This window comes from Actinosynnema sp. NPDC050801 (genome assembly GCF_040673975.1).
Lineage (GTDB): Bacteria > Actinomycetota > Actinomycetes > Mycobacteriales > Pseudonocardiaceae > Actinosynnema.
On record NZ_JBFAQZ010000057.1, the window covers coordinates 1 to 1812 of the forward strand.

Sequence of the window (1812 nt, forward strand, 5' to 3'; positions counted from 1 at the left end):
ACAAGTCCTCGGCCTATTAGTACCGGTCAACTCCAGCCGTTACCGACCTTCCATCTCCGGCCTATCAACCCAATAGTCTCTTGGGGGCCTTAACCCACAAAGGGTGGGATACCTCATCTAGGAACAGGCTTCCCGCTTAGATGCTTTCAGCGGTTATCCCTTCCGAACGTAGCCAACCAGCAATGCCCTTGGCAGGACAACTGGCACACCAGAGGTCCGTCCGTCCCGGTCCTCTCGTACTAGGGACAGCCTTCCGCAAGTATCCTACGCGCGCGGCGGATAGGGACCGAACTGTCTCACGACGTTCTAAACCCAGCTCGCGTACCGCTTTAATGGGCGAACAGCCCAACCCTTGGGACCTACTCCAGCCCCAGGATGCGACGAGCCGACATCGAGGTGCCAAACCATGCCGTCGATATGGACTCTTGGGCAAGATCAGCCTGTTATCCCCGGGGTACCTTTTATCCGTTGAGCGACCACGCTTCCACAAGCCATGGCCGGATCACTAGTTCCGACTTTCGTCCCTGCTCGACCCGTCGGTCTCACAGTCAAGCTCCCTTGTGCACTTGCACTCGACACCTGATTGCCAACCAGGCTGAGGGAACCTTTGAGCGCCTCCGTTACCCTTTGGGAGGCAACCGCCCCAGTTAAACTACCCACCAGGCACTGTCCCTGATCCGGATCACGGACCGAGGTTAGACATCCAGTACGACCAGAGTGGTATTTCAACGACGACTCCACAACCACTGGCGTGGCCGCTTCACAGTCTCCCACCTATCCTACACAAGCCGAACCGAACACCAATACCAAGCTATAGTAAAGGTCCCGGGGTCTTTCCGTCCTGCCGCGCGTAACGAGCATCTTTACTCGTAATGCAATTTCGCCGGGCCTGTGGTTGAGACAGTCGAGAAGTCGTTACGCCATTCGTGCAGGTCGGAACTTACCCGACAAGGAATTTCGCTACCTTAGGATGGTTATAGTTACCACCGCCGTTTACTGGCGCTTAAGTTCTCAGCCTCGCCCCGAAGAGCTAACCGGTCCCCTTAACGTTCCAGCACCGGGCAGGCGTCAGTCCGTATACATCGTCTTGCGACTTCGCACGGACCTGTGTTTTTAGTAAACAGTCGCTTCTCGCTGGTCTCTGCGGCCGAAAAATCCTAGCCCGCAAGGGGCTTCAAATCCCTCGGCCCCCCTTCTCCCGAAGTTACGGGGGCATTTTGCCGAGTTCCTTAACCACAGTTCGCCCGATCGCCTCGGTATTCTCTACCTGACCACCTGTGTCGGTTTGGGGTACGGGCCGCATGAACACTCACTAGAGGCTTTTCTCGGCAGCATGGGATCACTCTACTTCGCCTCAATCGGCTATGCATCACGTCTCAGCCTGTATGCAGCACGGATTTGCCTATGCTACGGCCTACACGCTTACACCAGTACTACCACTCACTGGCGGAGCTACCCTCCTGCGTCACCCCATCGCTTGACTACTACAAGTTCAGGTCCCGCGCTCCACGTAGTCCCTCGTCCGAAGACTCGGAACAGGCTTTGGGCGGTTAGTATCACAAGGTTCGCCATGGGCGCGTTCACACGGGTACGGGAATATCAACCCGTTGTCCATCGACTACGCCTGTCGGCCTCGCCTTAGGTCCCGACTTACCCTGGGCGGATTAGCCTGGCCCAGGAACCCTTGGTCATCCGGCGGACGAGTTTCTCACTCGTCTTTCGCTACTCATGCCTGCATTCTCACTCGTATGGCTTCCACGGCTGGATCACTCCGCCGCTTCAACAGCCATACGACGCTCCCCTACCCATCCC

1 rRNA gene is annotated in these 1812 nt (G+C 57.1%); it reads right to left on the reverse strand.

Annotated elements, in window-relative coordinates:
• A 23S ribosomal RNA gene (locus AB0K14_RS40825) occupies positions 1-1812 on the reverse strand; the annotation flags it as partial.